Consider the following 25023-nt stretch of genomic DNA (forward strand, 5'->3'; position numbering starts at 1 on the left):
ACTCTTGGTGAAGGCTGGCGGGTTCCGGTTCCGCGATTTCGATGTCATAGAATCCGGGTTGCAGTTCCTGTGGTATATGGTATGCCAGCCACAAGACTGAGGTGGGCCCCTAGGGGTCTCCGCCCGCGGGTTCAGGGAGCGACCATATGAATATCCATGAATATCAGGCCAAAGCGCTGCTGAGCGAGTTCGGCGTAGCGATCTCGAAGGGCGTTCCGGTCCTGAAGGCCGCTGACGCGGAAGCCGCCGCCAAGGCCCTTCCGGGCCCGGTCTGGGTGGTGAAGAGCCAGATCCATGCCGGCGGCCGCGGCAAGGGCAAGTTCAAGGAAGCCTCGGCCGGCGACAAGGGCGGCGTCCGCATCGCCAAGTCGGCCGCCGAGGTCACCGAATTCGCCAAGCAGATGCTCGGCGCCACCCTCGTCACGATCCAGACCGGCGCCGCCGGCAAGCAGGTCAACCGCCTCTACATCGAGGACGGCTCCGACATCGAGAAGGAATTCTATCTCTCGATCCTGGTCGACCGCGAGACCTCGCGCGTCTCGTTCGTGGTCTCGACCGAGGGCGGCGTCAACATCGAGGACGTCGCGCACAATAGCCCTGAGAAGATCGTGACCTTCTCGGTCGATCCCGCGACCGGCATCATGGGCCATCACGGCCGCACCGTTGCCAACGCGCTGAAGCTTTCCGGTGATCTCGCCAAGCAGGCCGAGAAGCTCACCGCGCAGCTCTATGCGGCCTTCGTCGCCAAGGACATGTCGATGCTGGAGATCAACCCGCTCGTCGTGACCAAGCAGGGCCAGCTCCGCGTGCTCGACGCCAAGGTGTCGTTCGACGACAATTCGCTGTTCCGTCATCCCGATGTGCTCGCGCTGCGCGACGAGACCGAGGAAGACGCCAAGGAAATCGAGGCGTCCAAGTACGACCTCAACTACGTCACCCTCGACGGCAATATCGGCTGCATGGTCAACGGCGCCGGTCTCGCCATGGCGACGATGGACATCATCAAGCTCTACGGCATGGCGCCGGCGAACTTCCTCGACGTCGGCGGCAGCGCCAGCAAGGAGAAGGTGGCGGCCGCGTTCAAGATCATCACCGCGGATCCCAACGTGAAGGGCATCCTGGTCAACATCTTCGGTGGTATCATGAAGTGCGACGTGATCGCCGAGGGCGTCACCGCCGCCGTGCGCGAGGTCGGCCTCAGCGTGCCGCTTGTGGTTCGCCTCGAAGGCACCAATGTCGAGCTCGGCAAGAAGATCATCCGTGAATCCGGCCTGAACGTGGTGCCGGCCGACAATCTCGACGACGCCGCGCAGAAGATCGTGAAGGCCGTCAAGGGAGGCTAAGGCCATGACCCAGGACCATCTCTCCGCATCAGCCCCACTTGCAGAGCATGCGCGTCTCGCCGCGTTCGCCGGTGAATGGAACGGCGAAGAGGTGGTCTTTCCGTCGCGCTGGATGGAAGGCGGGCCGGCGACCTCGCGCATCGTGGCGCGCATGGATCTCAATGGCTTCTATCTGATCCAGGACTCGGTGCAGATGCGTGAGGGCAAGCAGAGCTTCGCCACTCACGGCCTCTTCACCTGGGACCGCGACGACCGGACCTACAAGCTGTTCTGGTACGATTCACTCGGCTACACGCCGCCCTCGCCCGCCTCCGGCGGGTGGGTCGGTAAGACCCTGACGCTGGTGCGCGGCTCGCTCCGCGGCAATGCGCGCCACGTCTACGAGATCATCGACGACAATTCCTACTCGTTGAAGATCCAGTTCTCGCCGGACGCGGAAGGCTGGGCTGACGTGCTCACCGGCGTCTACCGCCGCATCCACTGACCTCTCACTCGTTAGTTTCGCGAAAGCAGACCTCATGTCCATCCTGATCGACAAGAACACCAAGGTCATCTGCCAGGGCTTTACCGGCAAGAACGGTACCTTCCACTCGGAGGCCGCGATTGCCTATGGCACCAAGATGGTCGGCGGCACCTCTCCGGGCAAAGGCGGCGCGACCCATCTGGGCCTGCCGGTGTTCGACACCGTGCGCGAGGCGCGCGAGAAGACCGGCGCGGATGCATCGGTGATCTACGTGCCGCCGCCGGGTGCCGCGGACGCGATCTGCGAAGCCATCGACGCCGAGATCCCGCTGATCGTCTGCATCACCGAGGGCATCCCGGTCATTGACATGGTCCGGGTGAAGCGCTCGCTGGCCGGCTCCAAGTCGCGCCTGATCGGGCCGAACTGCCCGGGCGTCATGACCGCCGGCGAATGCAAGATCGGCATCATGCCGGCCAACATCTTCAAGACCGGCTCGGTCGGCATCGTCTCCCGCTCGGGTACGCTGACCTATGAAGCCGTGTTCCAGACCTCCCAGGAAGGCCTCGGCCAGACCACTGCGGTCGGCATTGGCGGCGACCCGGTCAAGGGCACCGAGTTCATCGACGTCCTGGAAATGCTGCTGGCCGACCCCAAGACCGAATCGATCATCATGATCGGCGAGATCGGCGGCTCCGCCGAGGAAGACGCCGCCCAGTTCCTTAAGGACGAGGCCAAGCGCGGCCGCAAGAAGCCGATGGTCGGTTTCATCGCCGGCGTGACCGCACCTCCCGGTCGCCGCATGGGCCATGCCGGCGCGATCATCTCCGGTGGCAAGGGCGATGCCGGCTCCAAGACCGACGCGATGAAATCCGCAGGGATTACAGTGTCGCCGTCTCCCGCGCGTCTTGGCCACACGCTTGCCGAAAAGTTGAAAGGCTAATTCACTCCTTCGTGCTTTTCCGGGCGAAGTTTCGCAGCAAATAGGATAAATGGTGCCTGTCGCGCTGAGCCCCTGCCGGGGAGCTCAGCGTGAGCGCCGTTTGTTATGCGCGAACCGAAATCGCCAGGAACTCAAGTATGTCTCGCCAAGACGCGAACGCAGCCTTTGCCCTCTCATCCTTTTTGCAGGGCACCAACGCCACCTACATCGACGAAACCTACGCCCGCTACGAGAAGGACCCGTCCTCGGTCGACGCCGAGTGGCAGGAGTTCTTCAAGAGCCTCAACGACCAGCCCGCTGTCGTCCGCAAGAACGCCGAAGGCCCGTCCTGGGAACGCGCCAACTGGCCGCTGACCCCGAAGGACGACCTGACCTCCGCGCTCGACGGCAACTGGGCCGAGGTCGAGAAGGCGATCGGCACCAAGATCGCCGCCAAGGCGCAAGCCAAGGGGGCTGACAAGGGCGCGGATGTCTCTTCCGCAGATGTGCTCCAGGCCACGCGCGACTCCGTCCGTGCGTTGATGCTGATCCGCTCCTACCGCATGCGCGGCCACTTCCACGCCAAGCTCGATCCGCTCGGCATCGAAGCTCCGCGCAACCGCGAAGAGCTCGATCCCCGCACCTACGGCTTCAGCGAGGCCGATTTCGACCGCAAGATCTTCCTCGATCACGTGCTCGGTCTCGAATACGCCAACTTGCGTGAGATCACCGCGATCTGCGAGCGCACCTACTGCCAGACGCTCGGCGTCGAGTTCATGCACATCAGCAATGCCGCGCAGAAGGCCTGGATCCAGGAGCGCATCGAGGGACCGGACAAGGAAATCTCCTTCACCCGCGAAGGCCGTCGCGCCATCCTGATGAAGCTGGTCGAAGCCGAAGGCTTCGAGAAATTCTGCGATACCAAGTTCACCGGCACCAAGCGCTTCGGCCTCGACGGCGCTGAATCGCTGATCCCCGCGCTCGAGCAGATCATCAAGCGCGGCGGCAATCTCGGCGTGAAGGAAGTCGTGGTCGGCATGCCGCATCGCGGCCGCCTCAACGTGCTGACGCAGGTGATGGGCAAGGCCCATCGCGCGCTGTTCCATGAATTCAAGGGCGGCTCGGCCAATCCCGACGCGGTCGAAGGCTCGGGCGACGTCAAGTACCACCTCGGCGCGTCCTCGGACCGCGAGTTCGACGGCAACCGCATCCATCTGTCGCTGACCGCGAACCCCTCGCATCTCGAGATCGTCGATCCCGTCGTGCTCGGAAAAGTTCGCGCCAAGCAGGACCAGCACGGCGATCCGCCGGACCAGCGCATCTCGGTGATGCCGCTGCTCATGCATGGCGACGCCGCGTTCGCCGGCCAGGGCGTGGTCGCGGAATGTTTTGGTCTGTCGGACCTGAAGGGCTACCGCACCGGCGGTTCCGTGCACTTCATCGTCAACAACCAGATCGGCTTCACCACCTATCCGCGCTATTCGCGCTCCTCGCCTTACCCGTCGGACGTGGCGAAGATGATCGACGCGCCGATCTTCCACGTGAACGGCGACGATCCGGAAGCCGTAGTGTTCGCGGCCAAGGTCGCGACCGAGTTCCGGCAGAAATTCCACAAGCCCGTCGTCATCGACATGTTCTGCTACCGTAGGCATGGCCACAACGAAGGCGACGAGCCGGCGTTCACCCAGCCGGTGATGTACAAGAAGATCGCGGCTCATCCGACGACGCTGGAGCTCTACGCCCGCCGCCTGATCGGCGAAGGCGTGATGACCGAGGGCGAGGTCGACAAGGCCAAGGCCGACTGGCGCGCGCGGCTCGATGCAGAGTTCGAGGCCGGCACCTCCTACAAGCCGAACAAGGCCGACTGGCTCGACGGCAAGTGGGCCGGGTTCAAGATCGCGGACCAGGAAGAGGATGCGCGGCGCGGCGTCACCGGCGTCGACGTCACCGCGCTGAAGGATATCGGCCGCAAGATCACCAAGGTGCCGGACGGTTTCCGCGTTCACCGCACCATCCAGCGGTTTCTCGAGAACCGCTCGAAGGCGATCGACACCGGCGCCGGCATCGACTGGGCAACCGGCGAGGCGTTGGCGTTCTGCACGCTGCTCAACGAGAATCACCACGTGCGCCTGTCAGGCCAGGATTCGGAGCGCGGCACTTTCTCGCAGCGCCACTCGGTCCTGATCGACCAGGAGGACGAGAGCCGTTACACGCCGTACAACCATCTCGGCCACGAGCAGGGCCATTACGAGGTCATCAACTCGCTGCTGTCGGAAGAAGCCGTGCTCGGCTTCGAATACGGTTATTCACTGGCCGAGCCGAACACGCTGACCCTGTGGGAAGCCCAGTTCGGCGATTTCGCCAACGGTGCGCAGGTCGTGTTCGACCAGTTCATCTCCTCGGGCGAACGCAAATGGCTGCGCATGTCCGGTCTCGTCTGCCTGTTGCCGCACGGCTATGAGGGCCAGGGACCGGAGCACTCCTCGGCGCGTCTGGAGCGTTATCTGCAGATGTGCGCGGAAGACAACATGCAGGTAGTCTATCCGACCACGCCCGCGAACTACTTCCACGTGCTGCGTCGCCAGCTTCATCGCGAGATCCGCAAGCCGCTGATCGTGATGACGCCAAAGTCGCTGCTGCGCCACAAGCGCGCGGTGTCGCGTCTGGAGGAGCTCGCGAAGGGAACGACGTTCCACCGCATCCTTTATGATGACGCCCAGATGCAGCCGAGCGAGGCCAACAAGCTCGTTCCGGACGACAAGATCCGCCGGATCGTGCTGTGCTCGGGCAAGGTCTATTACGACCTCTACGAGGAGCGCGAGAAGCGCGGCATCGACGACATCTACCTGATGCGCGTCGAGCAGCTCTATCCGGTGCCGCTGAAGGCGCTGGTGGCGGAGCTGTCCCGCTTCAAGAAGGCCGAAGTGATCTGGTGCCAGGAAGAGCCGCGCAATATGGGCGCGTGGCACTTCATCGAGCCCTATCTGGAATGGGTGCTGAACCAGGTGAACGGCGTGAGCCGGCGTCCGCGGTATGTCGGCCGCGCCGCTTCCGCCGCGACCGCCACTGGTCTGATGTCCAAGCATCAGGCGCAGTTGAAGGCGTTCCTGGACGAAGCATTGAGCTAAGAAGTTTTCAAGACGTCGTCATGCCCCGCCCAGTGCGCAATCGCGCACAAGGGCGGGGCATCCAGTATGCCGCGGCGCTCGTTTTAATCACGAAAGTCTCGGCGTACGTCATTGCCCGCCCCCGTGCGCAAGCGCGCACAAGGCGGGCAATGACGTATGAAATTCACGACCGCATTGGCGATCCCTTAAGGAAAAGACCATGACTGAAATTCGTGTGCCGACGCTCGGCGAATCCGTCACCGAGGCCACCATCGGCCGCTGGTTCAAGAAGGCCGGCGATCCCGTCGCCGTCGACGAGCCCTTGGTGGAGCTCGAGACCGACAAGGTCACCATCGAGGTCCCGGCGCCCTCCGCCGGCACGCTGAGCGAGATCATCGCCGCTGACGGTACGACCGTTGCGGTCGGCGCGCTGCTCGGCCAGATCACCGAAGGTGCCGCCGGTGCAAAGCCGGCTGCTGCTCCCGCCAAGGCCGCCGCCGCTGCTCCGGCGCCTGCTGCTGCGGCTCCCGCTCCGGCTGCGAAGGCGCCGCCGGCCGATGCGCCGCTCGCCCCGTCCGTGCGAAAACTCTCCGCCGAGACCGGCGTCGATGCTTCGACCGTTCCGGGCTCGGGCAAGGATGGCCGCGTCACCAAGGGCGACATGCTCGCCGCGATCGAGCGTGCGGCGTCTGCGCCGACCCCGGTCAACCAGCCCGCCGCCGCCGTGCAGGTGCGCAGCGCCTCGCCGGCCGACGACGCCGCCCGCGAAGAGCGCGTCAAGATGACCCGCCTGCGCCAGACCATCGCGCGCCGCCTCAAGGACGTGCAGAACACCGCGGCCATGCTGACGACCTTCAACGAGGTCGACATGACCAACGTCATGGCGCTGCGGGCCCACTACAAGGATGCGTTCGAGAAGAAGCACGGCTCGAAGCTCGGCTTCATGGGCTTCTTCACCAAGGCCGTCGTGCAGGCGCTGAAGGACATCCCGGCCGTCAACGCCGAGATCGACGGCACCGACCTGATCTACAAGAACTACTACCACATCGGCGTCGCCGTCGGCACCGACAAGGGTCTCGTCGTGCCGGTCGTGCGCGATTGCGACAACAAGTCGATTGCCGACATCGAGAAGGCCATCGCCGATTTCGGTCGCCGCGCCCGTGACGGCCAGCTCAAGATCGACGAGATGCAGGGCGGCACCTTCACCATCACCAATGGCGGAATCTACGGCTCGCTGATGTCGACCCCGATCCTGAACGCGCCGCAGTCCGGCATTCTCGGCATGCACAAGATCCAGGAGCGGCCGATGGTCGTCGGCGGCAAGGTCGAGGTCCGCCCGATGATGTATCTGGCGCTGTCCTACGATCACCGCGTCATCGACGGCAAGGAAGCCGTGACCTTCCTGGTTCGCGTCAAGGAGAGCCTGGAAGATCCGGCGCGCCTGGTGCTGGACCTCTGATCCCCGATGCTCTGCCAGCGCCGTCGCCCCTTTGCGCGACGGCGTGTGTCGAACCATGGAGGCGCGCGTGACCGATAAAATCGTTGTCATCACCGGCGGCAGCCGCGGCATCGGGCGGGCGACCGCGCTTGCGGCGGCCGCGCGCGGCTACCGCGTCGTGGTCGGCTATGCCAGCAACAGGAAGGCCGCCGACGAGGTCGTCGCCGCGATCATGGCCGGCAACGGCAAGGCCATCGCGGTGAAATGCGATGTCGGCGAGGAAAGCGATATCGTCGACCTGTTCAAGCAAGCCGACCAGTTCGGCACGCTTGCCGCACTTGTCAACAATGGCGGCATCGTCGGCAAGAGCGGCGTGCGCGTCGACGAGATGTCGGCCGAGCGCATCCAGCGCGTCATGGCGGTCAACGTTACCGGCTCCATCCTCTGTGCGCGCGAAGCGGTGAAGCGGATGTCGACCAGGCATGGTGGCAAGGGCGGCGTCATCGTCAATCTGTCATCGGTTGCTGCCAAGCTCGGTGCGCCCAACACCTATGTCGACTATGCCGCGTCCAAGGGTGCGATCGATTCCTTCACCATCGGTCTCGGCTATGAGGTCGCCAGCGAAGGCATCCGCGTCGCCGGTATTCGCCCCGGCCTGATCGACACCGAAATCCACGCCTCCGGCGGCGAGCCGGACCGGCACCACCGCCTGGCCCATCTGGTTCCGATGAAGCGCGTCGGCACCGCTGATGAAATCGCCAATGCCATTGTCTGGCTGATGTCGGACGATGCCTCCTACGTCACCTCAGCCATTCTCGATGTGTCCGGCGGACGCTGACACATCCTCATCACGCTAAACTTACGGGACTTTCTCTCATGGCTACCTACGATCTCGTCGTCATCGGCACCGGACCGGGCGGTTATGTCTGCGCGGTGCGCGCCAGCCAGCTCGGCATGAAGGTCGCCGTGGTCGAAAAGGACGCAACGCTCGGCGGCACCTGCCTCAATGTCGGCTGCATGCCGTCGAAGGCGCTGCTGCACGCCTCCGAGATGTTCGAGGAAGCCGGGCACTCCTTTGCCAAGATGGGCGTGTCCGTCTCCACGCCGAAGCTCGAGCTGCCGGCGATGATGAACTTCAAGCAGCAGGGCATCGACGGCAACGTCAAGGGCGTCGAGTTCCTGATGAAGAAGAACAAGGTCGACGTGCTCAAAGGAACCGGCAAGATTCTGGGCACCGGCAAGGTCGAAGTCTCCGCCGACGGCAAGTCGCAGGTGATCGAGACCAGGAACATCGTGATTGCCACCGGTTCGGACATCGCGCGCCTCAAGGGCATCGAGATCGACGAGAAGCGTATCGTGTCGTCGACTGGCGCGTTGTCGCTGGACAAGGTCCCGGGCAAGCTTCTCATCGTCGGCGCCGGCGTGATCGGGCTCGAGCTCGGCTCGGTCTGGAAGCGGCTCGGTGCCGAGGTCGTTGTCGTTGAATTCCTGGACCGCATCCTGCCCGGCATGGACGGCGAGATCGCCAAGCAATTCCAGCGCATCCTCGAGAAGCAGGGCTTTGCATTCAAGCTCGGCGCCAAGGTCACCGCCGTCGACACCTCAGGCAAGACGCTGAAGGCGACCATCGAGCCGGCGGCCGGCGGCGCCGCCGAGACGCTCGAAGCCGACGTCGTGCTCGTCTGCATCGGCCGCGTGCCCTACACCGACGGGCTCGGCCTGAAGGAAGCCGGCGTCGCGCTCGATCCCCGTGGTCGCGTGCAGATCGATCCGCATTTCGCCACCAGCCTGAAGGGCGTCTATGCCATTGGCGACGTCGTCGCCGGCCCGATGCTCGCACATAAGGCCGAGGATGAAGGCGTGGCGGTTGCGGAGATCATTGCGGGCCAGGCCGGTCACGTGAACTACGACGTTATTCCAGGCGTCGTGTATACCACCCCGGAAGTGTCCTGCGTCGGCAAGACCGAGGAAGAGCTGAAGCAGGCCGGCGTGGCTTATACGGTCGGGAAGTTTCCCTTTACCGCCAACGGCCGCTCCAAGGTCAATCAGACCACTGACGGTTTTGTGAAGATCCTCGCGGATGCGAAGACCGATCGCGTGCTCGGCGTGCACATCATCGGCATCGAGGCCGGCGAAATGATCCATGAAGCCTGCGTTCTCATGGAATTCGGCGGCAGTGCGGAGGATCTCGCGCGTACCTGCCATGCGCATCCGACCCGCTCGGAAGCCATCAAGGAAGCCGCGCTTGCAGTCGGCAAGCGGGCCATCCATATGTAGGTTCGGTTCCAGAGCCGAATCGGGCGGGAAACACATGCTGCGCCGCCTTCTTCAACCGGTCTGGATCCTGCTGGCGATCATCTTTTTGATCGAAGCCTGGCTGTGGGACCATTGCGAGCCGATCGTTGCGCGGGTTGTCGCGCTGATCCCGCTCGCCCGGTTCAAGGACTGGCTTTCGGAGCGCGTCGACGCGCTCTCCCCGGCGATGACGTTGATCGTGTTTGTCGTCCCGATCATCCCGCTGTTTCCGCTCAAGCTGGTCGGCCTGTGGCTGCTCACGCATGAATACTGGACCAGCGCGCTCTTCACGATCCTGTTTGCCAAGATGCTCGGCGTCGGCGTCACCGCCTTCGTGTTCGACGTCACGCGCGACAAGCTTCTGGAGATGCACTGGTTCGAGCGGCTCTATGAGCTGGTGCTGAAGCTGCGCGCCAAGGCCGCCGAGATCGTCGATCCGGTCAAGCGGCGCATCCGCGAGCTGATCAAGGGCAACGGCGAAGGCTGGTCCTCGCGCACGCTCCGTCTGATCCAGCGCTTTCGGAAGAGCGTGCACGAAGCGCGGTGAGCGGTTCGCCCCACACTCACGGTCATTGCCCACTTGACCGGGCAATCCAGTATTCCAGAGACAGCGAGATTAGAACCGAGGAGCTGCGGCGTACTGGATGCCCCGGCCAAGCCGGGGCATGACAGCGGTGTGCGTGGCAGCGCCCCTCACCCGTGCAGATGCAACAAATGCGGCGACCATGCGCCGAGCACGGTCATGCCAAGTCCGGCGAGCGTCAGCAGGCCGGCGATCCAGGCGAGCGGCAGCATGCCGGTGATGATGGTGGCCGACGCCAGCACGATGCCGATCTGGAATGCGGCTGACGCCAGCTCGAAGTGATGGTACTTCGCGGTCGCCTCGTCGCGCACGTGCTCGGCTTCCTTGGCCTTCTCGGCGAGCTGCTCGGTGCCTTCGCCGGTCTCGGGCTCGGAGCGGTAGCGCGCCGCGGTCTTCTGCCAGTCGTCGATCTGCTTCTGCACCGCGGCCTTCATGGCGTCGTCGGTGGCGGCGCCCAGCGTCAGCTTGCCCTGGTCGGCGGCGGTCTGGACCACGGTGCGGCGGATGCTCTTGGCCTGGAAGAACGCCCAGAGATTGGAGGCCTCGACGTTCTTGCTGATCGACTCGGTCTGGGCGCCCTTGCCGAGCGTCTCGGAGATCGCCAGGAACAGCGCCAGGACCGCGATCAGCAGGGCGATCTTCTTGTTCTCGCCGGATGCGTGCTCGGCATGCTCGGCGTGCTCCATGCTTTCGTGTGCGCTCATAAATCCCTCCTGCCTCGGTTCCGCAACGATTGACCGAACCGCGCGGCCTGCGCAAGAGGCATGCTCGCCAACAGAGCCTGCTATGACAGCTTCATGTCAGGTGTTAGCGCCTTGGATGCGCGCTCGCATAGACTTCCAGCAGCCGCTCGGAATCGATGCCGGTGTAGATTTGCGTGGTCGAGAGCGAGGAATGGCCGAGCAATTCCTGGATCGCGCGCAGATCGCCGCCGCGCGAGAGCAGATGCGTAGCGAATGAGTGCCGCAGCGCGTGCGGCGTAGCGCTGTCGGGTAGTCCAAGCGCGCCGCGCAGCCGCTCCATCGCGAGCTGGATGATCCGCGGGCTCAGCGGACCGCCGCGGGCGCCGACGAAGATCGGCCCGTCCTGTGGCAGCGCATACGGGCACATCGCAACATATTCCTGCACCAGCGCGAGCACGTTTTGCAGCACCGGCACCATGCGGGTCTTGTTGCCTTTGCCTGTCACGATCAGCACGTCGCCTTCGCCGGCCTTCGGCACCTCGCGACGCTTCAGGCCGAGCGCTTCGGAGATGCGCAGGCCCGAGCCATACAGCAGTGCCATCACGGCCGCGTCGCGCACCAGAATCCAGGTCTCGCGATCCTCGCCGGCGCGCTCGTCGGCGTCAGCCAGGCGCTTTGCCGACGCCATCGGCAGCGGCTTTGGCAAGGTTTTTGCGACCTTCGGCGCGCGGATCGCGGAGAGTGCTCCGACCTTGCCCTTGCCTTCGCGCTCCAGGAAGCGGCCGAAGGAGCGCAGGCCCGCGAGCGCGCGCATCAGGGAACGGCCGGCAATATCGTCGGCGCGCCGCATCGCCATGAAGGCGCGGATATCGGTGGCTTCCAGCGACGCAAACCGCGCCAGCGTCACGCGTTCACCCCAATGGCTGCACAGGAAATCCAGGCATTGCCGCAAGTCGCGGCCATAGGCCTCCAGCGTCTTCGGCGACAGCCGCCGTTCGGCGCCGAGATGCGCCAGCCAGCGTGCCATCTCCTGCGCGATGTCAGGATCGGCGCTGGCGAGCTCGATTGGAGGGGCGGCCGCTTTGCTCATGCGCTCTGGACGTAATGATTCCGCACAGTATATCGCATCACACCCGTTTACTGTTCGCTAAGGCGACGCCACGGCGCTAGCCTCAACTCCCCCAGGTTCCGATTCTCCGTCCAAAAATCATTCATGGATCATTCGTCGCGCAGCCAGACCGCCCCCGCCCCCGCGACCCGCATGGTCGACGTGCTGGTGCCGGTCGCGCTCGACCAGACCTATTCCTACAAGGTGCCGCGCGGCATGGAGCTGAAGGCCGGCGATCTCGTCGGCGTGCCGCTCGGGCCTCGCGAGGTGCTCGCCGTGGTCTGGGCGGAAAACGCCAATCCCGATCCGCGCCTCCACAACCGCCTCAAGGAGGTCAACGAGAAGCTCGATCTTCCGCCGCTCAAGGGTGATCTGCGCGCGGTCGTCGACTGGGTCGCCAATTACACGCTGAGCCCGCGTGGCATGGTGCTGCGCATGTGCCTGCGGATGGGCGAGCATCTCGGGCCCGAGCGCGTGCGTGCCGGCGTGCGTCTGGTTGGCGATCCCCCGCGGCGGCTGACGCCGGCACGTCAGCGCGTGATCGAGGTGCTGTCGGACCGGCTGCTGCACGCCAAATCCGAGGCCGCGAAGGAAGCCGGCGTGTCGGCCGGCGTGATCGACGGCCTCGTCGACGAGGGCACGCTCACGGTCGAGCCGATGCCGCCCCCGCCTCCGCCGCCGGCGCCCGATCCGGATTTCGGCCGGCCGGATTTTTCGCCGCTGCAGCGGGCCGGCGTGGATGCGATGCGCGCGCTCGCGGCCAACGGCACCTTCCACGTCGCACTGCTCGACGGCGTCACCGGCTCGGGCAAGACCGAGGTCTACTTCGAAGCCGTTGCGGAATCGATCCGCCGCGGCAAGCAGACGCTGATCCTGATGCCGGAGATCGCGCTCACCGGCCAGTTTCTCGATCGTTTCGCGCAACGTTTTGGCGTGCGCCCGATCGAGTGGCACTCCGAGCTCACGCCGCGCACCCGCGCGCGCAATTGGGCCGCGATTTCGGAAGGGACCGCGCCGGTCGTAGTCGGCGCGCGCTCGGCGCTGTTTCTGCCTTACGCCAATCTCGGCCTCATCGTCGTCGATGAAGAGCACGACCAGGCCTACAAGCAGGACGAGGGCGTGCATTATCACGCCCGCGACATGGCGGTGGTGCGCGCACATATCGCCAAGATCCCGATCGTGCTGGCCTCTGCCACGCCGTCGGTCGAGTCCGAGGTCAATGCGCGCAAGAACCGCTATCAACGCATCGCGCTGCCGTCGCGCTTCGGCGGCCAGCACATGCCGCATATCGAGGCGATCGACATGCGCCGCGAGCCGCCCGCGCGCGGCCGCTTCATCTCGCCGCGGCTGGCCGGCGAGATCAGAACCGCGATCGAGAAGCGCGAGCAGGCGCTGCTGTTCCTCAATCGCCGCGGTTATGCGCCGCTAACGCTCTGCCGCGCCTGCGGCCATCGCTTCGCCTGCACCATCTGCGATGCCTGGCTGGTCGATCACCGCTTTCGCCAGCGTCTCGTTTGTCATCACTGCGGCTTCTCGATGCCGCGTCCGCAGACCTGCCCGCATTGCGCGGCGGAGGAATCGCTGGTCGCGGTCGGGCCCGGCGTCGAGCGCCTGCAGGAGGAGGCGGCCGCGCTGTTTCCGGAGGCGCGCACCATCGTGCTGTCGAGCGATCTCATCACCTCGATCGAGACGATGCGTTCCGAACTTGCCGAGATCGCGGAGGGCCGCGTCGACATCATCATCGGCACGCAGCTCGTCGCCAAGGGCCACAATTTTCCGCGGCTCAACCTGGTCGGCGTGGTCGATGCGGATCTCGGCCTTTCCAATGGCGATCCGCGTGCGGCGGAGCGGACCTGGCAATTGCTCAACCAGGTGATCGGCCGTGCCGGGCGTGAGCAGGGCCGCGGCGTCGGCTATCTCCAGACCCATCAGCCGGATCACCCCGTGATGAAGGCGCTGATCGCCTGCGACCGCGAGGCCTTCTACGACAGCGAGATCGATCTGCGCGAGAAGACGCTCTATCCGCCGTTCGGCCGGCTCGCGAGCCTGATCATCTCGGCCGGCGACCGTCCGAGCGCAGAAGGCCTGGGCCGCAAGCTCGTTGCGCTCGCGCCGCGCGACGAGCGCGTGGTGGTGCTGGGCCCGGCCGAAGCCCCGCTCGCCGTGATCAAGGGCCGCTACCGCTTCCGCATCCTGGTGAAATCGGCGCGCGGTTTTGATCTCTCCGATTATCTGCGGAACTGGCTCGCGGTATGCCCGAAGCCAAAGGGCAATCAAAAGCTCGAGGTCGATGTCGATCCGCAGAGCTTTTTGTAGGCCCCACTGTCATTCCGGGGCGCGACGAAGTCGCGAGCCCGGAATCCATCGGGCGGCATTTCCCGCGGTGAAATGGATTCCGGGTTCGCGCTTCGCGCGCCCCGGAATGACGGAGCCAACAAAAAAGCCCGCGGTCCCCCAAGACCACGGGCTTGTCTCACGCGCGCATCAAACTGCTCATGTCCATGCGGACGATGATGAAAACTGCGCGTGCGAGATGAGGCGCGTCGAACGCCGTTAGGAGACGACTTCCGCGGTGACGCGGCCGACGCCGGCGCCGGTGAGGCCGATGGCGCGGGCAGCGCCAGTGGAGAGGTCGAGCACGCGGCCGCGCACGAACGGGCCACGGTCATTGATGGTGACGATGACGCTCGAGCCGCCATGGGTGACGCGCAGCTTGGTCCCGAACGGCAGCGAACGGTGCGCTGCGGTCATGGCGTTCTGGTTGAAGCGCTGGCCCGAGGCGGTGCGGCTGCCGGACTCGTTGCCGTAAAAGGACGCCATGCCCGAGAAGCTGCGGCCCGTGCCCGACGACGGCGTCATCGACGCACTGGCGTTGCGCCAATCGGAGGTCGCGTTGGTATCGTCCTGGGCGTGGTGGCGGTGTTGATGGTGAGAGTAGCTGTGGTGATGCCTGGATTTGGCGGAAGCTTCGGTGGCAGTTCCCCCGACGAGGAGAGTTGCGGCGGCGAAAGCGATCGCCGTAGGCGGCCGGGTCAGAGCGCCCAGCGTCTTCAAAGACAGCATTTAGTGGTCCCTACGCTAGTATTGCCACATATGTGGCCAGTGGAGCCCCCATCAGTTTGTGAGCGGGTTGGCGTTTCGATTCCTAATGAGGCATGAATTGGGCAGTAGTTCTGTTATGTGTCGTGATGAAATATCTTGTGACCCGCACGGATATTCCCGGGGATGTTCCGTAATCTTTCGCTTTAACAATTTGTTAACCCAAGTATTACTTCAGAATACTGTAGATGGAAGTCGTCGGCTTCAACATTTAGAATTCGATAAGTATTCGACGGACGAGCGCGGCGCGGATCTGGTCACGCCTCAGCGAGCCGTGTTCATGGCCGCTATGCGCTGAGGGCAGGAACGAATGGGCCACTTGCCGACGTAACGGTCGTGGCAATTCCGTGGCATGGCAGGTTCACGGCAGGTTGCTGGCGGGCCGGCGATCGATGACCGCAGCGTGCGACGAACTGGCGGGACACTGCCGGGCCTTTAAGTTGCCGTCATGTTGCACGTGCGCGCCTGCTATGTTAGCAAAGCCGCGATTTTAACGGACCCGGCACGTCCCGTGTCGGCCGAGAATCAAAGTCCCGCTTGAATTCCAAGGGCTTGGATCGCTAGGCGCCGCTTCGTGGCGACGGTTTTTCCCTTGCGAATTTGACAGCTAAAAGAGCGCGTCTGTGGCTGCAGAAGATACGTCCGTTTCAGGTGTGTCGGGCCGTTATGCAACGGCCTTGTTTGAACTGGCCCGCGACCAGAAGGTGGTCGACGAGGTCAAGGCCGATCTCGAGCGGTTCGAGGGTCTGCTGAATGAAAGCGCCGATCTCAAGCGCCTCGTCCGCAGCCCTGTGTTCGCGGCCGATGCCCAGTCCAGGGCCCTTTCGGCCGTCCTGGACAAGGCAGGCATCGCCGGCATCTCCGCCAATTTCCTGAAAGTGCTGACCGCCAATCGCCGCCTGTTCGTGGTGGCTGACGTCATTCGTGCCTATCGCGCCCTTCTCGCCAAGTTCAAGGGCGAGGCGACCGCGGATGTCACCGTGGCGGAGGCGCTCTCGGACAAGAATCTCGACGCCCTCAAGGTCGCCCTGAAGTCGGTGACCGGCAAGGACGTCGCGCTCAACGTGAAGATCGATCCCTCGATCATCGGTGGCCTCGTCGTGAAGCTTGGCAGCCGCATGATCGATAGTTCGCTTCGCACCAAACTCAATTCGATCAAGCACGCGATGAAAGAGGCAGGCTGATGGACATCCGCGCCGCGGAAATTTCCGCGATCCTCAAGGACCAGATCAAGAATTTCGGCCAGGAAGCTGAAGTCTCCGAAGTCGGACAGGTGCTGTCCGTCGGCGACGGTATCGCTCGCGTCTACGGTCTGGACAACGTCCAGGCCGGTGAAATGGTCGAGTTCGAGAACGGCACCCGCGGCATGGCGCTGAACCTCGAGACCGACAATGTCGGCGTCGTTATTTTCGGTGCCGACCGCGAGATCAAGGAAGGCCAGACCGTCAAGCGTACCCGCGCCATCGTGGACGCGCCGGTCGGCAAGGGCCTGCTCGGCCGCGTTGTCGACGGCCTCGGCAATCCGATCGACGGCAAGGGCCCGATCCAGGCCGACAAGCGCATGCGCGTCGACGTCAAGGCGCCGGGCATCATTCCCCGCAAGTCGGTGAACGAGCCGATGGCGACCGGCCTCAAGGCGATCGATGCCCTGATCCCGATCGGCCGCGGCCAGCGCGAGCTGATCATCGGTGACCGTCAGACCGGCAAGACCGCGATCGCGCTCGACACCATCCTGAACCAGAAGCCGCTCAACGCGCAGCCCGACGAGAACATCAAGCTGTACTGCGTCTACGTCGCGATCGGTCAGAAGCGTTCCACCGTTGCCCAGTTCGTGAAGGTGCTGGAAGAGCAGGGCGCGCTCGAATACTCGATCATCGTCGCCGCCACCGCGTCGGATCCGGCGCCGATGCAGTACATCGCGCCGTTCACCGGCTGCACCATGGGCGAGTATTTCCGCGACAACGGCATGCACGCCGTCATCATCTATGACGATCTGTCCAAGCAGGCCGTCGCTTACCGCCAGATGTCGCTGCTGCTGCGCCGCCCGCCGGGCCGCGAAGCTTATCCCGGCGACGTGTTCTATCTGCACTCCCGCCTGCTCGAGCGCGCGGCGAAGCTGAACAAGGACCAGGGCTCCGGCTCGCTGACGGCATTGCCGGTCATCGAAACCCAGGCCAACGACGTGTCGGCCTACATTCCGACCAACGTCATCTCGATCACCGACGGTCAGATCTTCCTGGAAACCGACCTGTTCTTCCAGGGCATCCGTCCCGCGGTGAACGTCGGTCTGTCGGTGTCGCGCGTCGGTTCTTCGGCGCAGACCAAGGCCACCAAGAAGGTCGCCGGCAAGATCAAGGGCGAGCTCGCGCAGTACCGCGAAATGGCGGCGTTCGCGCAGTTCGGCTCCGACCTCGATGCCTCGACCCAGCGCCTGCTCAATCGTGGCTCGCGCCTGACCGAACTCCTGAAGCAGCCGCAGTTCTCGCCGCTGAAGATGGAGGAGCAGGTCTGCGTGATCTGGGCCGGCACCAACGGCTATCTCGATCCGCTTCCGGTCAACAAGGTGCGCGCGTTCGAGGACGGTCTGCTGTCGCTGCTGCGCGGCAAGAACACCGAGATCCTCAATTCGATCCGCGACACCCGCGACCTCACCGACGACACCGCTGCCAAGCTGAAGTCGGTGGTCGAGGGCTACGCGAAGTCTTTCGCATAAGAACACCGTCACGGCCGGGCTAAAGCGCGAAGCGCGTCTTCGCAATTGATGTCCCGGCCATCCACGCCTAGCCGTGTGGAAGATGAGACGTGGATGCCCGGGACGAGCCCGGGCATGATGACTGGGATAGGCTCGTGGCTTGGCTGTAAGGGCCGAACCGCCGGGGTGAACGAAGAATGGCGTCACTTAAAGACATGCGCGTCCGCATCGCCTCCACCAAGGCGACGCAAAAGATCACCAAGGCCATGCAGATGGTCGCGGCGTCCAGGTTGCGCCGCGCCCAGCAAGCGGCCGAGGCGGCGAGGCCCTATGCCGACAAGATGAGCGCCGTGATCTCCAACATCGCCGGCGCCGCTGCAGGCTCGCCCGGTGCGCCGGCGCTGCTCGCCGGCACCGGCCGTGACCAGGTTCACCTGCTGCTGGTCTGCACCGGCGAGCGCGGCCTGTCCGGCGCCTTCAACTCCTCGATCGTGCGCCTCGCCCGCGAGCGCGCCCAGGCGCTGATTGCCCAGGGCAAGGAAGTCAAATTCTTCTGCGTCGGCCGCAAGGGCTACGAGCAGCTCCGCCGCCTCTACGACAAGCAGATCGTCGAGCACCTCGACCTGCGCGGCGTTCGTCAGCTCGGCTTCATCAACGCCGAGGACATCGCCAGGAAGGTGCTGGCCCGTTTCGACGCCGGCGAGTTCGACGTCTGCACGCTGTTCTATGCGCAGTTCAAGTCGGTGATTGCCCAGATCCCGACCGCGCAGCAGATCATTCCGCTCGTCGTCGAGGAAAAGGCGGCGAACGCGCCGACGACGTCCTATGAATACGAGCCGGAGGAGGATGAACTCCTCTCCGGCCTGTTGCCGCGCAACATCGCGGTGCAGATCTTCCGCGCGCTCCTGGAAAACAACGCCTCGTTCTACGGCGCGCAGATGAGCTCGATGGACAACGCCACCCGCAACGCGGGTGAAATGATTCGCAAGCAAACCCAGATCTACAACCGAACCCGTCAAGCCCAGATCACCAAGGAGCTGATCGAGATCATCTCCGGCGCCGAGGCGGTCTGACGCACGAACCAAACGACGCTCGTTCAAGTACAGAATTTCGAAGGAGAGCTTCATGGCTACAGCAGCTAACCAGGTCGGTCGCGTCACCCAGGTCATGGGCGCCGTCGTCGACGTTCAGTTCGAAGGCCACCTGCCGGCCATTCTCAATTCGCTGGAAACCAAGAACGGCAACATCCGCCTCGTGCTGGAAGTTGCGCAGCATCTCGGTGAGTCCACCGTGCGCACGATCGCGATGGACGTGACCGAAGGTCTGGTGCGCGGCCAGGCCGTGACCGACACCGGCCAGCCGATTGCGGTTCCGGTGGGCGACGGCACCCTCGGCCGCATCATGAACGTCATCGGCGAGCCGATCGACGAAGCCGGTCCGATCAAGTTCGAGGGCAAGCGCGCCATCCATCAGGAAGCGCCGAGCTACACCGACCAGTCGACCGAAGCTGAAATTCTCGTCACCGGCATCAAGGTCGTCGACTTGCTCGCGCCCTACGCCAAGGGCGGCAAGATCGGCCTGTTCGGCGGCGCCGGCGTCGGCAAGACCGTGCTGATTCAGGAGCTGATCAACAACGTCGCGAAGGCGCACGGCGGTTATTCCGTGTTCGCCGGCGTCGGCGAGCGTACCCGCGAGGGCAACGACCTCTATCACGAATTCATCGAGTCCAAGGTCAACGCCGATCCGCACAATCCGGATCCAAGCGTGAAATCGAAGTGCGCGCTGGTGTTCGGCCAGATGAACGAGCCGCCCGGCGCCCGCGCCCGCGTCGGCCTCACCGGTCTGACCGTCGCCGAGCACTTCCGCGACCAGGGCCAGGACGTGCTGTTCTTCGTCGACAACATCTTCCGCTTCACGCAGGCCGGCTCGGAAGTGTCGGCGCTGCTCGGCCGCATCCCGTCGGCGGTGGGTTATCAGCCGACGCTCGCCACCGACATGGGCGCGCTGCAGGAGCGCATCACCACCACTCAGAAGGGCTCGATCACCTCGGTGCAGGCCATTTACGTTCCGGCCGACGACTTGACCGATCCGGCGCCCGCGACCTCGTTCGCGCATTTGGACGCCACCACGGTGTTGAACCGCGCGATCTCGGAAAAGGGCATCTATCCGGCGGTGGATCCGCTCGACTCGACCTCGCGCATGCTCTCGCCGCTCGTCGTCGGGCAGGAGCACTACGACACCGCGCGTCAGGTCCAGCAAGTGCTCCAGCGCTACAAGTCGCTCCAGGACATCATCGCCATTCTCGGCATGGACGAGCTTTCGGAAGAGGACAAGCTGACGGTGGCCCGCGCCCGCAAGATCGAGCGCTTCCTGTCGCAGCCATTCCACGTCGCCGAAATCTTCACCGGCTCGCCCGGCAAGTTCGTCGACCTCGCGGACACCATCAAGGGCTTCCGCGGCCTCTGCGAAGGCAAGTATGACCACCTGCCGGAAGCCGCCTTCTACATGGTCGGCACCATCGAAGAGGCGATCGAGAAGGGTAAGAAGCTGGCGGCCGAGGCCGCCTAAGCTGGCGAATAGCGAATAGGGAGTGGCGAGTAGATCTATTCGCCATTCGCTACTCGCCACTCGCCTGGTCGCTACTCACCATTCGCAGGTAACCCATGGCCACCTTCCACTTCGATCTCGTCTCTCCGGAAAAGCTCGCATTCTCGGGCGAGGTCGATCAGGTCGACATTCCCGGCGCCGAGGGTGATTTCGGCGTGCTGGCGGGTCATGCGCCGGTCGTGGCTGCGATCCGCCCCGGCATCCTCACCATCACCACCGCTGGCCGCCACGAGAAGATCATCGTGCTCGGCGGCCTCGCCGAAGTCTCCGAGAAGGGCCTGACCGTGCTCGCCGACGTCGCGACGTCGCTGGCCGAGCTCGACCGCGCCAAGTTCGCCGAGACCATCTCGGACATGGAAGAGGGCCTCAAGGAGCACGAAGGCACCGAGCTCGATCAGGCCATCGAGCGGCTCGATCACTACAAGAGCATCCAGCAGCAGCTCAGCTCCACGGCTATGCACTAAGCCCCGGCGCACTGCGTCGGGGCTCAAGCCTAGAATTCCTGAAAAAGTTCAGCGCTCGTCACGGTTGTGGCGGGCGCTGAAACTTTGTTGCACCGCGCCGCCGATAGCGGCATTCTGCCGCCGCGGATGAGGTTCCAGGGCTGGTGCAGATGAAGCGCAAGATCGCGGCGATTTTCGCGGCCGATATTGCCGGCTACTCAAGGCTGGTTGCCGAAGACGAGGAGGAGACGCTGCGGCGCCTGGCCTCCTACCGCGAAGTCATCGACGATTTTATCGCAAAGGCAAACGGCCGCATCTTCAACACCGCCGGCGATGCCGTGCTCGCGGAGTTTCCGAGCGCGGTCGATGCGGTGCGCTGCGCGATCGACATTCAGGAAAGCTTGCGAACCCGCAACATGGCCTATCCGCCGAGCCGACAGATGTCGTTCCGCATCGGCATCACCATCGGCGACGTGGTCGAACGCGACGGCGATCTTCTCGGCGATGGCGTCAACATCGCAGCCCGGCTCGAGGGGCTGGCGGAGGTCGGCGGCATCTGCGTCTCCCGTGCCGTGCATGAGCAGGTCGCCAACAAGCTGTCGGTGCAGTTCGCCGATATCGGCGCCCAGGAAGTGAAGAACATCCCGACGCCCGTGCACGCCTATATGATCGCGATGCGGCGCGAGGACGGGACTTATGCGACGCCGCAGCTGAAGAAGGTCGCCAAGGCGCAGCCCGCGCCGAACTGGATGTGGCCGCTGGTCGTTGGCGTGGTCTCCGTCGTCGCCATCGGCGTCTGCGGCTTCCTCTATTTCACCAAGCTCGAGACCACCCAGCTGTCATCGACTGCGGCTGCGCCTTCGCCGAGCCCGGCCGCGGCGCTATCCCCAAGCCCGACGCCCGCGATGGCGACGAAGGCGCCGATGCCCTCGCCTGTGCCGACATCAACACCGACACAAACGGCTGCTCTGACGCCGCCGCCGGCACCGACGCCCTCGCCGCCGGCCGCATCGGGCGGCAAGATCGCCGTGGACGCGGTGCCGTACATCGGCGAGCGGCAGCGCGCCTATCTCAGCAACGAATATTCCGCGGCCGGCGATTACAAGGCCTACGCCCTGAACATCGCCGGCTTCAACGGCTCCGCGCTCAACCAGCCGAACGAGGAGGCCGCGCGCAATGCGGCGCTCGACCAGTGCCAGAAGCGCGCGGACGCGGCGCAATCGCCGCGGCGCTGCGAGCTCTATGCGGTCGGCAACAAGGTCGTCTACAGCCATGGCAGCCCGCCGATGCCGCCGCAGCCCTGGGTGCGGCACGACACCATGACCGAGCGCCCGTTCGTCTCGAAAGACTTTCCGATGCTGCGTGATCAGGCCAGGACCCGGGTCGAGAACATCTACGCGCCGGCGGCAAAATCGCGCTCGGTCGCGCTCGGCCCGGCCGGGCAATATTTCATGGTGCTGGGGGCGGCATCGGTCGACGAGACGACGCGGCGTTCGCTGGAGTCCTGCGGCGCGATTGCGGGCTCGGCCTGCATGATCGTGGCGGTCGACGACAATTTCGTTGTGCCGATCCCGACTTTGCTCAAGCCCAACGGCTTCTTCCACGCCCCGACCAATCCCTCGATCGTGGCCGATGCGCGCGACGAGGTCGTCCGCAAGCTTGGCGATGGCATGGGCTGGAACGCGGTCGCCGTCGGCACCGCCGGCCGTCCCGGCCTCGGCCTGAAGGCCGCCGACGAGCAGACCGCCGTCAACGGCGCGCTGGCCGACTGCGTCAAGCACGACAGCGACTGCCACGTCATCGCGATCGGCCCGTTTACGGTCGGGCCGACCAATTAGTGCGAACGCGATTTCAGCTTGCGAAGGGCGAAAACTGCTGCGCTACCGCGCGGTAGACCTCGCGGCGGAACGGCACCACGACGTCGGCGACGCGGTCGAGCCGCTCCCAGCGCCATGCGTCGAACTCCGCGGGCTGGCCGTTGCGTGGCGTCAGCGGATCGATCTCGTCATCCTTGCCGGTGAAGCGCAGCGCGAACCACTTCTGGCGCTGACCGCGAAATTTTGCCAGCCGATGCGTCTGCGGTCCGTCGTAGGGCGGGAATTCGTAGGTGAGCCAGTCGGTCTCGCCGAGATAGTCGGCGCTGACAACGCTGGTCTCCTCCCAGAGCTCGCGCATAGCGGCATCGCGCAAGACCTCGCCCTCGTCGACGCCGCCTTGCGGCATCTGCCAGTCGAGCCCCGGCAAAATGATCTCGGGGCCGTCGCCCTTGAAGCGGTGCCCGATCAGCACACGGCCGTCGGCGTGGAACAGCGCGATCCCGACATTGGGACGGTAGGGTTTTTCGTTCGTCACGCGTGGATCTCTCGTTGTCAGCCCAGCCGGTGCCTTAGCACCAAAGCCGGATGACAATTCGATTTAGTCATCCGCCAGTGCGGAAAATTCCTTCACCACGCGCTCGTAGACCGGGCGCTTGAACGGGATGATCAGCCCGGTCAGGTTCTTCATCGGCTCCCAGCGCCAGCTGACGAATTCGGCCTTGTGGCCGCCGCCGCCGGGCTTCTCGACGTTGATCTCGCTGTCCTTGCCGGTGAAGCGCACCGCAAACCATTTCTGGCGCTGACCGCGGTAGCGTCCCTTCCAGGCGCGCCCCGCCACCGTGCGCGGGATGTCGTAAATCAGCCAGTCCGGAACCTCGCCGAGCCGCTCGATCGAGTGCACACTGGTCTCTTCATAGAGCTCGCGTTTCGCGGCATCCCAGGTGTCCTCGCCGGGATCGACGCCGCCCTGCGGCATCTGCCAGACATGGCCGTCGTCGACCTGCTCGAGACCGCCGGCACGACGACCGATGAACACCAGGCCCTTGTTGTTGATCAGCATCACCCCGACGCAGGTTCGGTAGGGCAGATCCTCATAACGCGCCATGCCGCCAAACCCCTCGCGTACTGCCGGCAGGGCCATCGGGCCCGTGCCGTACCAATTGTTTGATTTAGCTGGATTTTGATTTCAGCATCGCGGTTGTCAATGGCACCAAAAGGATACCTCGGTCGCTCAATGTCTTGATCCAGGCGCCGACCCGCTCGATCGAGACGGGCAGCGCCGAGGCGGTGCCGACGGCAACGCCGCGTTCCCGTGCGGTCGCTTCCAGCTTGTTCAGGGCGCGGTCGATCTCGGTCGGGGTCGGCACCGCGTCGAGCGCGATGTCGCCCTTGCCGAACGGCACGGCGAGGCTTCCTGCGGCCTGCGGCGCGATGCTGCGGGGCGAGGAGCCGTCGTCGAAGAAGCCAAGCCCGCGCCTGGAGGCCTCGCGGATGATCGGCTGCATCGCCGCATCGGTCGCCACGAAGCGGGCGCCCATGAAATTGGTGATGCCGGCATAGCCCTGCATCCGGCTGAGGTGCCAGTACAGCCGGTCGGTGTTCTGGTCGGCGGTCAGCGAGGTCAAGAGCGTCTGGGGCCCCGGATCGTTGTCCGGGAAGTCGTAGGGCTCCATCGGAATCTGGAGGAAGATCTCGTGGCGCTGGGCGCGGGCGCGCTCGGCGAGCTTGCCGGGGTCGGCGCCGTAGGGCGTGAAGGCCAGCGTCACGGCGCCCGGCAGCTTCATGATCGCATCGGTGGTCTTGGCGGCGCCGACGCCGAGGCCGCCGATCACGATCGCCACCACCGGCATTTTCGCGGCTTTGGCGCGGTCGGCCTCGGCTGCGTAGACATTGAACGGCTTGAGATCGCCTGAGACCGCGGGGATCATGCCGTAGCGGGATTTCTCCAGCAGTTTGGGGTCGATCCCGGCCATGACGGCCGGCACTGCTGCGGCTGCCTCGCCCTTGTCGGCGGCGTCGCCGGCGCCGATCACCACGTTGTGGCGCGCGCCGGTGGAGCCGTCGATCATGGTGACGGTCTTCTGCTCGCCGGAGGCAGCCTCTTTCGGCGCCTCCTTAGTCGCGTGCTTGCTCTCTTGAGCGTGCTCCTCGCCGTGGCCGGCAGCAGGCTTCTCGTCTGTGGCTTTGGGATCGCGAATCGCGAGCCGCGTCATCGGTTCGCCGCCGAGCGGGTCCTTGTTGAAGATGGCGAAGCCGGCAAAGGCGACCAGGAACAGGCCGAGCATCATGGCCAGCGCCTGCAGGACCGTGAACGGCAGCCGCAGCCGCCGTTTTCGGCGCGGCTTGTCCTGTCCGAGCGGGGCGCTCAGATCATCGGCCGTTTCAGTCATGCGAGATCCCGAATCACTCCACCGACGATACCACGC

General features: G+C 64.7%; 21 protein-coding genes. 15 read left to right on the forward strand and 6 right to left on the reverse strand.

Annotation, left to right across the window (positions count from 1 at the left end; genetic code table 11):
• Positions 1 to 146: 146 nt before the first annotated feature.
• The 8 genes from sucC (at position 147) to FXB38_RS32890 (ending at position 10112) form a co-directional block, all read left to right on the forward strand.
• Positions 147 to 1343 carry an ADP-forming succinate--CoA ligase subunit beta gene (gene sucC, locus FXB38_RS32855; RefSeq protein ID WP_148755122.1) on the forward strand — a complete coding sequence of 399 codons (1197 nt, stop codon included), beginning with the start codon at positions 147 to 149 and terminating at the stop codon, positions 1341 to 1343.
• 4 nt (positions 1344 to 1347) lie between these two features.
• Complete coding sequence (locus tag FXB38_RS32860) at positions 1348 to 1827, forward strand: DUF1579 family protein (RefSeq protein WP_148755123.1); 480 nt, start codon at positions 1348 to 1350, stop codon at positions 1825 to 1827.
• Positions 1828 to 1861: 34 nt separating this feature from the next.
• A complete protein-coding gene (gene sucD / locus FXB38_RS32865; RefSeq protein WP_148755124.1) occupies positions 1862 to 2746 on the forward strand; it encodes a succinate--CoA ligase subunit alpha in 885 nt (294 codons plus the stop codon).
• Positions 2747 to 2883: 137 nt separating this feature from the next.
• On the forward strand, positions 2884 to 5853 hold the full coding sequence (locus tag FXB38_RS32870; protein WP_148755125.1) for a 2-oxoglutarate dehydrogenase E1 component: 2970 nt from the start codon (positions 2884 to 2886) through the stop codon (positions 5851 to 5853).
• A gap of 199 nt (positions 5854 to 6052) precedes the next feature.
• Positions 6053 to 7291: a 2-oxoglutarate dehydrogenase complex dihydrolipoyllysine-residue succinyltransferase gene (gene odhB, locus FXB38_RS32875; protein WP_148755126.1), complete on the forward strand. Its 1239-nt coding sequence runs from the start codon at positions 6053 to 6055 to the stop codon at positions 7289 to 7291.
• A 55-nt stretch (positions 7292 to 7346) separates the two neighbouring features.
• The gene (locus FXB38_RS32880) at positions 7347 to 8108 is read left to right on the forward strand and encodes an SDR family oxidoreductase (RefSeq protein WP_148755127.1); all 762 of its coding nucleotides are present in this window, start codon (positions 7347 to 7349) and stop codon (positions 8106 to 8108) included.
• A 38-nt stretch (positions 8109 to 8146) separates the two neighbouring features.
• Positions 8147 to 9547, forward strand: a complete 1401-nt coding sequence (lpdA, locus tag FXB38_RS32885; protein WP_148755128.1) for a dihydrolipoyl dehydrogenase — start codon at positions 8147 to 8149, stop codon at positions 9545 to 9547.
• Positions 9548 to 9581: 34 nt separating this feature from the next.
• Positions 9582 to 10112: a hypothetical protein gene (locus tag FXB38_RS32890; protein WP_148755129.1), complete on the forward strand. Its 531-nt coding sequence runs from the start codon at positions 9582 to 9584 to the stop codon at positions 10110 to 10112.
• Positions 10113 to 10258: 146 nt separating this feature from the next.
• Here the strand turns inward: FXB38_RS32890 and FXB38_RS32895 are convergent, their stop codons facing one another.
• Positions 10259 to 10852, reverse strand: a complete 594-nt coding sequence (locus FXB38_RS32895; protein WP_148755130.1) for a DUF4337 domain-containing protein — start codon at positions 10850 to 10852, stop codon at positions 10259 to 10261.
• Positions 10853 to 10955: 103 nt separating this feature from the next.
• Complete coding sequence (locus FXB38_RS32900; RefSeq protein ID WP_148755131.1) at positions 10956 to 11921, reverse strand: tyrosine recombinase XerC; 966 nt, start codon at positions 11919 to 11921, stop codon at positions 10956 to 10958.
• Between the two features lie 123 nt (positions 11922 to 12044).
• On the opposite strand from FXB38_RS32900, the gene FXB38_RS32905 reads away from it, so the two are divergent.
• On the forward strand, positions 12045 to 14255 hold the full coding sequence (locus FXB38_RS32905) for a primosomal protein N' (protein WP_148755132.1): 2211 nt from the start codon (positions 12045 to 12047) through the stop codon (positions 14253 to 14255).
• 237 nt (positions 14256 to 14492) lie between these two features.
• Here FXB38_RS32905 and FXB38_RS32910 read toward each other — a convergent pair whose 3' ends face one another.
• Positions 14493 to 15002: a septal ring lytic transglycosylase RlpA family protein gene (locus FXB38_RS32910; RefSeq protein ID WP_148755133.1), complete on the reverse strand. Its 510-nt coding sequence runs from the start codon at positions 15000 to 15002 to the stop codon at positions 14493 to 14495.
• Between the two features lie 659 nt (positions 15003 to 15661).
• Here FXB38_RS32910 and FXB38_RS32915 point away from each other — a divergent pair.
• The 6 genes from FXB38_RS32915 (at position 15662) to FXB38_RS32940 (ending at position 22618) form a co-directional block, all read left to right on the forward strand.
• Positions 15662 to 16222, forward strand: a complete 561-nt coding sequence (locus FXB38_RS32915) for a F0F1 ATP synthase subunit delta (RefSeq protein WP_148755134.1) — start codon at positions 15662 to 15664, stop codon at positions 16220 to 16222.
• Complete coding sequence (gene atpA / locus FXB38_RS32920) at positions 16222 to 17751, forward strand: F0F1 ATP synthase subunit alpha (protein WP_148755135.1); 1530 nt, start codon at positions 16222 to 16224, stop codon at positions 17749 to 17751. The genes FXB38_RS32915 and atpA overlap by 1 nt, the downstream gene beginning before the upstream one ends.
• Before the next feature lie 176 nt (positions 17752 to 17927).
• Complete coding sequence (locus FXB38_RS32925) at positions 17928 to 18803, forward strand: F0F1 ATP synthase subunit gamma (protein ID WP_148755136.1); 876 nt, start codon at positions 17928 to 17930, stop codon at positions 18801 to 18803.
• A gap of 52 nt (positions 18804 to 18855) precedes the next feature.
• A complete protein-coding gene (gene atpD / locus FXB38_RS32930; protein WP_148755137.1) occupies positions 18856 to 20298 on the forward strand; it encodes a F0F1 ATP synthase subunit beta in 1443 nt (480 codons plus the stop codon).
• A 95-nt stretch (positions 20299 to 20393) separates the two neighbouring features.
• Positions 20394 to 20801, forward strand: a complete 408-nt coding sequence (locus FXB38_RS32935) for a F0F1 ATP synthase subunit epsilon (RefSeq protein WP_148755138.1) — start codon at positions 20394 to 20396, stop codon at positions 20799 to 20801.
• Positions 20802 to 20950: 149 nt separating this feature from the next.
• The gene (locus tag FXB38_RS32940; protein ID WP_148755139.1) at positions 20951 to 22618 is read left to right on the forward strand and encodes an adenylate/guanylate cyclase domain-containing protein; all 1668 of its coding nucleotides are present in this window, start codon (positions 20951 to 20953) and stop codon (positions 22616 to 22618) included.
• Between the two features lie 13 nt (positions 22619 to 22631).
• Here the strand turns inward: FXB38_RS32940 and FXB38_RS32945 are convergent, their stop codons facing one another.
• The 3 genes from FXB38_RS32945 to FXB38_RS32955 form a co-directional block, all read right to left on the reverse strand.
• Positions 22632 to 23132, reverse strand: coding sequence for an RNA pyrophosphohydrolase (locus FXB38_RS32945; protein WP_148755140.1), 501 nt, complete (start codon positions 23130 to 23132; stop codon positions 22632 to 22634).
• A gap of 63 nt (positions 23133 to 23195) precedes the next feature.
• Positions 23196 to 23702, reverse strand: a complete 507-nt coding sequence (locus FXB38_RS32950; protein ID WP_148755172.1) for an RNA pyrophosphohydrolase — start codon at positions 23700 to 23702, stop codon at positions 23196 to 23198.
• Between the two features lie 64 nt (positions 23703 to 23766).
• On the reverse strand, positions 23767 to 24987 hold the full coding sequence (locus FXB38_RS32955) for a divergent polysaccharide deacetylase family protein (protein ID WP_148755141.1): 1221 nt from the start codon (positions 24985 to 24987) through the stop codon (positions 23767 to 23769).
• Positions 24988 to 25023: the final 36 nt, after the last annotated feature.

Origin of the sequence: Bradyrhizobium cytisi, assembly GCF_008123515.1 — a bacterium.
Taxonomy (GTDB): Bacteria; Pseudomonadota; Alphaproteobacteria; order Rhizobiales; family Xanthobacteraceae; genus Bradyrhizobium; species Bradyrhizobium cytisi.

What these genes read in the sequence shown, in the direction of transcription:
- lpdA (WP_148755128.1), top strand. Translation starts at nt 8,147, where the DNA reads ATGGCTACCTACGATCTCGTCGTCATCGGCACCGGACCGGGCGGTTAT.
- FXB38_RS32860 (WP_148755123.1), top strand. Translation starts at nt 1,348, where the DNA reads ATGACCCAGGACCATCTCTCCGCATCAGCCCCACTTGCAGAGCATGCG.
- FXB38_RS32910 (WP_148755133.1), bottom strand. Translation starts at nt 15,002, where the DNA reads ATGCTGTCTTTGAAGACGCTGGGCGCTCTGACCCGGCCGCCTACGGCG.
- FXB38_RS32940 (WP_148755139.1), top strand. Translation starts at nt 20,951, where the DNA reads ATGAAGCGCAAGATCGCGGCGATTTTCGCGGCCGATATTGCCGGCTAC.
- FXB38_RS32870 (WP_148755125.1), top strand. Translation starts at nt 2,884, where the DNA reads ATGTCTCGCCAAGACGCGAACGCAGCCTTTGCCCTCTCATCCTTTTTG.
- FXB38_RS32880 (WP_148755127.1), top strand. Translation starts at nt 7,347, where the DNA reads ATGGAGGCGCGCGTGACCGATAAAATCGTTGTCATCACCGGCGGCAGC.
- sucD (WP_148755124.1), top strand. Translation starts at nt 1,862, where the DNA reads ATGTCCATCCTGATCGACAAGAACACCAAGGTCATCTGCCAGGGCTTT.
- FXB38_RS32925 (WP_148755136.1), top strand. Translation starts at nt 17,928, where the DNA reads ATGGCGTCACTTAAAGACATGCGCGTCCGCATCGCCTCCACCAAGGCG.
- FXB38_RS32955 (WP_148755141.1), bottom strand. Translation starts at nt 24,987, where the DNA reads ATGACTGAAACGGCCGATGATCTGAGCGCCCCGCTCGGACAGGACAAG.
- FXB38_RS32900 (WP_148755131.1), bottom strand. Translation starts at nt 11,921, where the DNA reads ATGAGCAAAGCGGCCGCCCCTCCAATCGAGCTCGCCAGCGCCGATCCT.
- FXB38_RS32950 (WP_148755172.1), bottom strand. Translation starts at nt 23,702, where the DNA reads ATGGCGCGTTATGAGGATCTGCCCTACCGAACCTGCGTCGGGGTGATG.
- FXB38_RS32905 (WP_148755132.1), top strand. Translation starts at nt 12,045, where the DNA reads ATGGATCATTCGTCGCGCAGCCAGACCGCCCCCGCCCCCGCGACCCGC.
- atpA (WP_148755135.1), top strand. Translation starts at nt 16,222, where the DNA reads ATGGACATCCGCGCCGCGGAAATTTCCGCGATCCTCAAGGACCAGATC.
- FXB38_RS32895 (WP_148755130.1), bottom strand. Translation starts at nt 10,852, where the DNA reads ATGAGCGCACACGAAAGCATGGAGCACGCCGAGCATGCCGAGCACGCA.
- atpD (WP_148755137.1), top strand. Translation starts at nt 18,856, where the DNA reads ATGGCTACAGCAGCTAACCAGGTCGGTCGCGTCACCCAGGTCATGGGC.
- FXB38_RS32890 (WP_148755129.1), top strand. Translation starts at nt 9,582, where the DNA reads ATGCTGCGCCGCCTTCTTCAACCGGTCTGGATCCTGCTGGCGATCATC.
- odhB (WP_148755126.1), top strand. Translation starts at nt 6,053, where the DNA reads ATGACTGAAATTCGTGTGCCGACGCTCGGCGAATCCGTCACCGAGGCC.
- FXB38_RS32935 (WP_148755138.1), top strand. Translation starts at nt 20,394, where the DNA reads ATGGCCACCTTCCACTTCGATCTCGTCTCTCCGGAAAAGCTCGCATTC.
- sucC (WP_148755122.1), top strand. Translation starts at nt 147, where the DNA reads ATGAATATCCATGAATATCAGGCCAAAGCGCTGCTGAGCGAGTTCGGC.